This window comes from Lysobacter humi (ex Lee et al. 2017), assembly GCF_054781815.1.
Genome location: NZ_BAAGTR010000004.1, coordinates 173298 through 179754 on the forward strand (window position 1 = coordinate 173298; position 6457 = coordinate 179754).

General features: G+C 72.4%; 6 protein-coding genes. 2 read left to right on the plus strand and 4 right to left on the minus strand.

What is annotated here, in order from left to right; translation table 11 throughout:
* Positions 1 to 47 precede the first annotated feature (47 nt).
* Entirely contained in the window at positions 48 to 584 is a 537-nt protein-coding gene (locus ACYVJJ_RS03685) for a hemerythrin domain-containing protein (protein WP_460831192.1), read from the plus strand.
* Positions 585 to 672: 88 nt separating this feature from the next.
* Here the strand turns inward: ACYVJJ_RS03685 and ACYVJJ_RS03690 are convergent, their stop codons facing one another.
* The 3 genes from ACYVJJ_RS03690 to ACYVJJ_RS03700 all read right to left on the minus strand — a co-directional run bounded on the left by ACYVJJ_RS03690 (position 673) and on the right by ACYVJJ_RS03700 (position 3929).
* On the minus strand, positions 673 to 1296 hold the full coding sequence (locus ACYVJJ_RS03690; protein ID WP_460831193.1) for a hypothetical protein: 624 nt from the start codon (positions 1294 to 1296) through the stop codon (positions 673 to 675).
* Positions 1297 to 1349: 53 nt separating this feature from the next.
* On the minus strand, positions 1350 to 2765 hold the full coding sequence (locus ACYVJJ_RS03695; RefSeq protein ID WP_460831194.1) for a YadA-like family protein: 1416 nt from the start codon (positions 2763 to 2765) through the stop codon (positions 1350 to 1352).
* Between the two features lie 129 nt (positions 2766 to 2894).
* A complete protein-coding gene (locus ACYVJJ_RS03700) occupies positions 2895 to 3929 on the minus strand; it encodes a hypothetical protein (RefSeq protein ID WP_460831196.1) in 1035 nt (344 codons plus the stop codon).
* Between the two features lie 267 nt (positions 3930 to 4196).
* On the opposite strand from ACYVJJ_RS03700, the gene ACYVJJ_RS03705 reads away from it, so the two are divergent.
* A complete protein-coding gene (locus tag ACYVJJ_RS03705; protein WP_460831198.1) occupies positions 4197 to 4670 on the plus strand; it encodes a hypothetical protein in 474 nt (157 codons plus the stop codon).
* A 215-nt stretch (positions 4671 to 4885) separates the two neighbouring features.
* On the opposite strand, the gene ACYVJJ_RS03710 is transcribed toward ACYVJJ_RS03705, so the two are convergent.
* Positions 4886 to 6457: serine/threonine-protein kinase (locus ACYVJJ_RS03710; protein ID WP_460831199.1), on the minus strand; the 1572-nt coding region annotated here is incomplete at its 5' end.

Sequence of the window (6457 nt, forward strand, 5' to 3'; positions counted from 1 at the left end):
CTGGCAGTCTGGACCGCATCCAACGCCCGCCCTGAACAGGTGCTTCCATGAATGCGATCGAATTGCTCAAGGCCGACCACGAGAAGGTGCGCGGCCTGTTCCAACAGCTCACCGACACGACGAGCCGCGCCGAGAAGACGCGTGTCCAGCTTCTCGAGAAGATCCGCCTCGAGCTCGACGTGCACACCCAGATCGAGGAGGAGATCTTCTATCCGGCCTTCCGTCAGGCGGCCGAGGAATCCGACGACAAGGAGATGATCTTCGAGGCGCTCGAGGAGCATCGCGCCGCGGGCGAGCTGGTGCTGCCCGACCTGCTCGAGACCGAAGTCGGCAGCGAGAAGTTCGGCGGCCGCGCGAAGGTGCTCAAGGATCTCGTCGAGCACCACGCCGAGGAGGAAGAGAAGGAGATGTTCAAGCGCGCGCGGCAGGTGCTGAGCCGCGAGCAGCTCGACGAGCTGGGCGTGCAGATGGCCGCGCGCAAGGAAGAACTGCTCGAGCTCGGCGCTGAGGCGATCGAGCTGATGAAGAAGCAGCAGGGCCAGGTCGGCACCGAGCAGTCGCCGCCGCGCGCGTCGCTGCAGTAAGCACGGCCTGCCGCAACGAACGAAAGGCCCGCCGCGAGGCGGGCCTTTCGCATGCGGCCGGCGACCACGACGACGCCCGCCGCTGCGCTCAGCGCGCGAGGTCGTCGAGTGCGACGTCGTCGAACGTCGCGCTGGTGCCGGCGGCGGCTTCGCCCATCACGATCAGGCCGGCCTTGCCGGTCGCGAAGGTCGCATCGCGCGCTTCGCCCACGACCCGCCCGCCGAAGGCCATCCGGAGCCGGTCGCCCTCGCAACGCGCCTGGAGGCGGCCCTCCACCGCACCCGGCATCACGCCCTTGGGCAGCGTGCCCCGCGCGATCGGCGTGGGCTTGCCGCCCTGCACCTTCAGGATGAGCCAGCCCGGCGCGCCGCTCGCGACGAAGGCGTAGTAGTTGTCGTGGTCGCGGAAGCGGCAGACCACGCCCGACGCGCCGGCGCCGATGCCCGCGTACATGAAGAGGTCGGCGCCGATCTCCACGTCGGGCGACGCGGCCTGCTTCGGCGCCAGCGAGACGCCGACGGTGCCGTCGGCGGTGGGCGTCATCTGGTACTTGCCGCTCGGCGTGTAGGTGCTGAAGCCGCGCGAGAGATGCCCGCGCGAGCCGTTGTCGGACCAGCCGCTGGTGCGGCGCGAGAAGTCGTCGCGCAGGACGGGCGTGGCCGCGTACAGCACCGGGGCGACAGCAAGAAGGAGCAGCGGAAGATGGCGCATGCGCATGGTCGGAACTCCATTGGGGCGACGTCCCTGTCGCCGGGGAAAAGTGATCACAGATCGACGCCGAAGCCGATGCCGGCGCTACGCTCGGAGGCACTGAACGCGCCGCCGAGCGTCATCGACATGCGGCTGCCGAGCTTGCGGCCGTAGCCGACCGACAGCGCGGACTCGCCGCCGTACCAGCCGGCGCCGATCGACAGGCGACCGCGCGCGGTCTGCGTGCCCATCGCGTTCGCGGTCATCTGGCTCATCGCCGCATTCACCGCGCCCAGGCGCGAGAGGCGCACGTCCTGCGAGCCCATGCGCGCCTCGAGGTCATCGAGGCGGCGATCGAATGTCGGCAGGTCGCTGCCGATCAGCTGCGCGAAGCGCTGGTCGGTGTAGCTGCGCGCGGACTGCAGCGTCTGCGCGTCGCCGGCCTGCATCTCGCTGCGGATCTGCGTGTCGGCGGTGGCCATGTCGCGACGCACCGCGGCCTCGCGGTTGTCGGTGTAGGCATTCGACGCGGTGCCGCCGGTGGCGACGGCGGTATCGGTGTAGGCGCGCGCGGTGCTGAGCGTGTCCTGCAACTGCTGCAGGTTCACCGCATCGTTGGCCTGCGTGCCCGCGGCGACGTTCGTGATCTGGCGCTGCTGGGTGGCGGAGCCGACGGAGACGGTGTTGGTGCGGTCGGCGGTGGAGAAGGCGCCGAGGGCGATGGCGTTGTTCGCACTCGCCTTGGCGGCGGTACCGACCGCGACCGACATCGCGCCCTGCGCGCTGGTCCAGGCTTCGGCCTCGTTGACCGATCCGTCGCCATTGAGGTCCATGGCGCTGCCGATCGCGATGCTTCCCGTACCCTCGGCGGTGGAGTTCGTACCGAGCGCGGTGGCCGACGCCGCCGTCGCCCAGGCGCCGTTGCCGGCGGCGACGGTCCACCGCTCGGACGCCTTGGACGAGTTACCGAACGCGTTCGAAGCGATGCCGCTCGCGGAGGCACCTGCGCCGACGGCGTTCGAGGCGATGCCGGCGGCGCTCGCTTGGTAACCGAAGGCGCTCGAGCGCTCACCGCTCGCTTCGGCTTGCATACCGACGGCGCTGGCCGCGAAACCCGATGCGGTCGCCTGGCGGCCGACGGCCGTGGCACCGATCGCGCCCGCGCGGGAGGCGTAGCCGATCGATGTCGCGCTGTGGTGCGTCGCATAGGCCCCTGCACCGAATGCGCTGGCCGCCGAATCGGTCGCGCGCGCATCGTTGCCGGCGGCGGTGGTCTCGTCGCCGGTCGCCTGAGCGATGTGCCCCACGGACGTTGCACGTGCACCGGTCGCGCGGCTGCCGCCGCCGCAGGCGAGCGCATTCGTGCCCGGCGCGACAGGCGCGGTTGCAGGGGCAGGGGACGTGGTGCAGACCTCGCCCGCGCGCACGGCCTGCGGCAGTGCGAATGCGATGGTGGCGGCGAGAACGGAAAGCTTGAAGGTCGAACGCATGGTCAACTCCGGGGGAAAGGTGCATCGGCAGCCGTGCCGATGAAGGGCGCCGCGACGCGGACCGCGGGTGCGGTGGCGTTAGCGGCGTCAGGGGGAGGTACGAGGACGTCCCGCGAAACCTGACGCGCCTCAGCGCATCGCCGGCGACGGCGGGTTCGTCGACTCGCAATGACCGTCGGCGCAGTGCTCGAGCAGGGCGAGCTTGATCAGGCGCTGTACCGTGCGCAGGTTCACCGCGTCGGTGGACTGCGACGGGTCGCCGACGTAGGCGATCTGCCGCAGCAGCACCTTCGCGGGATCCTCGGCCGGCGCACCCACCGAGACGACCTGGGGACGATCGGCCACGCTGCCGCCGCCGAGCGCGACGGAGTAGCTCGCGAGCGCACGGCTCTTGTGCCCGAGGGCGAGCGCGCCGAGTTCCGCGGCGTCGGCTTCGGTACCGACGGCCACGCCCTGCTTCACCGCATGCGCGATGCCACCGACGGCGACCGCATCGAGGTCCGCCGCGTGGCTGTAGGCACCGATGGCCTGCGCGAGGACGCCGCGCGCCTCCGCCGACACACCGATCGCGGTCGAGGAGATGCCCTCGCTGTAGGCCCATAGGCCGATCGCGTGGGCGCGGTCGCTGACGGCGGCGGATTCGGTGCCGATCGCGACGGTGCGCTTGATCGCCGCCTGCGCGCGGTGACCGAGTGCGATCGAGGCGTCGCCCTGCGCGCGCGCGAGTCCGCCGATCGCCACCGCGCCGAGGCCACTGGTGCTCGCCTGGCGCCCGACAGCGATGTTCAGCACGCCCGCGGCGACCGGCTTGCTGCCGATGGCGACCGACTGCAGCTCGGTCGCGCGCGCATCGAAGCCGACTGCGACGCCTTCGGCGCCCGACGTCGCGGCATGGGCGCCGATGCTGGTGCCGAACGCCGCGGTGGTGGATGTCGCAAGCCCAAGCGACGTCGAGGCTTCGCTCGCGGCGAGTGCATTGAGTCCCAGCGCGGAGGCGTTGTTGCCGGGCGCCTTGCTGTAGGGACCGCACGCGAGCGCGCTGGCACCGCCGGCCGTCGAGCCGTTGCTCCCGGCCGACGTGAGGCAGTTCTCGCCCGCGCGTGCGGTGGATGCATGTCCGGCAAGGACGATGGTGAGCGCGGCCGCGAGTGTTCGAATGTGCATGGTGTCGTTCCGATGACGTCGGCATATGCGCGACATCGACCGGTACGGAAGACCGTGGCGATCCCTGACATCGCGCGCGGCGCATCGACCGAGGTTGCCCGCACCACCTGCGCGAGCAGGCGTGGAGCATGCGGTCCGCCGCCACACGACACGATGGCGCAACGCGGTCGCGGCATCCGCAGGATGCGATGCACGGCGTCGGCCGCGGGCCGCTGTCAGCGCTCAGGCCTGTTTCTCGTACCACGGGGTGACGACGGAGGACCCACCATGCCTGTTCCGCGCCCACTCTCCCGCCTGCCGCCCGCATGCGCCCTGGCTACCTGCGCGCTGGTGCCCGCACTCGTTCTCGCGGCCGCCGGCGCGCCGCAGGCACGGGCGATGCCGGGCCCGCGGCGCATCTGCATCGACGATGCGCCCGCCCCCGTCGCGTGGGTCGCGCTCACGCAGGTCGACGCCACGCAGGCATGCCGCGGCCGGGTAATCCCGCTCGACGACATCGCGGGCGCGCGTGCCCGCCGGCATCTGCGCCGCCACGTCCGCCACGATGCATCCCCGGCACGCGACGCCTTGCGCGAGATCCTGTTGCTGCTGCCCGAGATGCCGGGCGTGCCGCTCGGCCTGACGTGGGACGACGGCATCGCGGTCACCGCCGGCGACTACCGGCACGCCGAGCGCCGCCTCGCCGCCTACCTGCGCGACCCGCAGGCGTATGCACGGAACAACTGGGCGCACGAGTTCTGACGCGATCGCGCACGGCGCCGATCTGCTCACGTGTATTCGCGTTGCATGTAGACGGTCGTGGTGCGGACGGCGGCGCGACAGCACCTTGCGTGGAGGTCGTGGCTACCCGGAGTGACCGACGCCACGAGCCCGTGCTTGCACAAGCGGGCTGCGGCCGGTGTGGCGCGGCGCGTGCCGCACCGGTCCGATGCGGTCGCGCGCAGCGCTGCGTCGCCTCAGCGCGGTCCGCAGTCGGCGAGCCAGCGCGCGGACAGCCGATGCTGCCAAGGCTCGGTGCCCTTCGCGCGGCGCAGCCGCGCGGCGGCGGCGGCGAGATCGGCGGCGCAGGTGCTGCGCGCCAGTGCGACCGCCTCGAGCAGGTGGCGCGTCTCCGGCGAGGTCTGCGCACCTCGGATCCCGACCAGCCGCCGCAGCACGTCGCGCCCTTCCCCGAGACGGCCGATCTCCACGAGAGCCACGCCCCGCAGTCCGTGCACGTCCGCGATCGAGCCGTGGCCGGCGGAGAAGGTGTGGCCGAGCAGGCGCTCCATGCTGTCCACGCGCTGCAGCACGCGTTCGCTGCGACCCTGCGCGAGATCGAGCGCACTGAGCTCGACCTGCGCATAGACCAGCCGCGGGTGGCCGAGACCGTAGTGGGCCTCGGCGCGGCGAATCAGCGGCTCGAACTGCCGGCGCGCCGCGTCGAGGCGGTCGAGCTTGCGCAGCGTCATGCCCAGCTGCGTGCCAATCACGATCTCGTTGTCGACATTGCGCGGCCGTTGCAGCGCGGCGGCGGCCTGCGCCTCCGTCAGCCAGCCGCGCGCGCGCTCGTTCTGTCCGATTTCGATCGCCGCCGCTGCCGCGTTGAGCAGATCCTTGACGAAGTCGTCCCGGTACGCGGCGCCGAGCCGGCGACCGAGCGCGAGCGAGCGTTCGAAATACGGCCAGGCGTCGTCGGGCCGTCCGTTGATGAACAGCCCGAGCCCCATCGCACTCGACGTGCGCGCGTAGAGCGGGTCGCGCGTGAGGCCGGCGCGCTCCAGCAGGGCATCGGCGGCCTGCATGCGCTCGAGGAACACGGCCGGGCGATCGAGGAAGTAGTTCGCCCAACCTTCGACGCGCAGCGCGTCGGCGAGACTGCGCGGATCGCCCTCGCTGCGCTGCGCCGCCACGGCGCGTTGCTGCAGGGCGAGCGCGGCCGGATAGTCCCCGAGCTCGTGCCGCACCTGCGCGAGCGCCTGCCAGATCGCACCGACCGCACGCGGGCTCTGCGCGGTGGCCTGTGCCTCGTCGAGCTGCGCCTGCGCGGCATCGAGCAGCTCGCGCGCGCTGACGTCGCCATCGCGCGTGGCCGCCGGGCTCGCGGCACGGAACATCGTGACGAAATAGCGCGAGACCGCCTGCGCGCTGTCGCGGTCGCGCTCGGCCTGGGCACGGCTCTGCTCGGCGCGCTGCTCGGCCAGCCGCGCGCGGTTGCGCTCGGCCTGAGTGCGTTCGAGCGCGGCATCGAGGCTGGCCAGGTGGTAGCCGAGGAACACGATTGCGGCGACGCCCGCGGCGACGGCCGGCCAGTAACGGCGGAGGCCGCGTCGGATCCGGTAGCCGCGCTCGGCGCGGCGCGCCTGCACCGGCTGCCCGTCGCGCCAGCGCGCGAGGTCGTCGGCGAGCGCGGCGGCGCTGCGATAGCGCTCGTCGGGCGCGTCCGCGGTGGCCTGCGCCACGATCGAATCCAGATCACCGGCCAGGCGCGCGCGCAGGCGCTCGGCGGTGGTGCCGCGCGCCGCGGCGATCGCGGCGGCGCGCTCGGG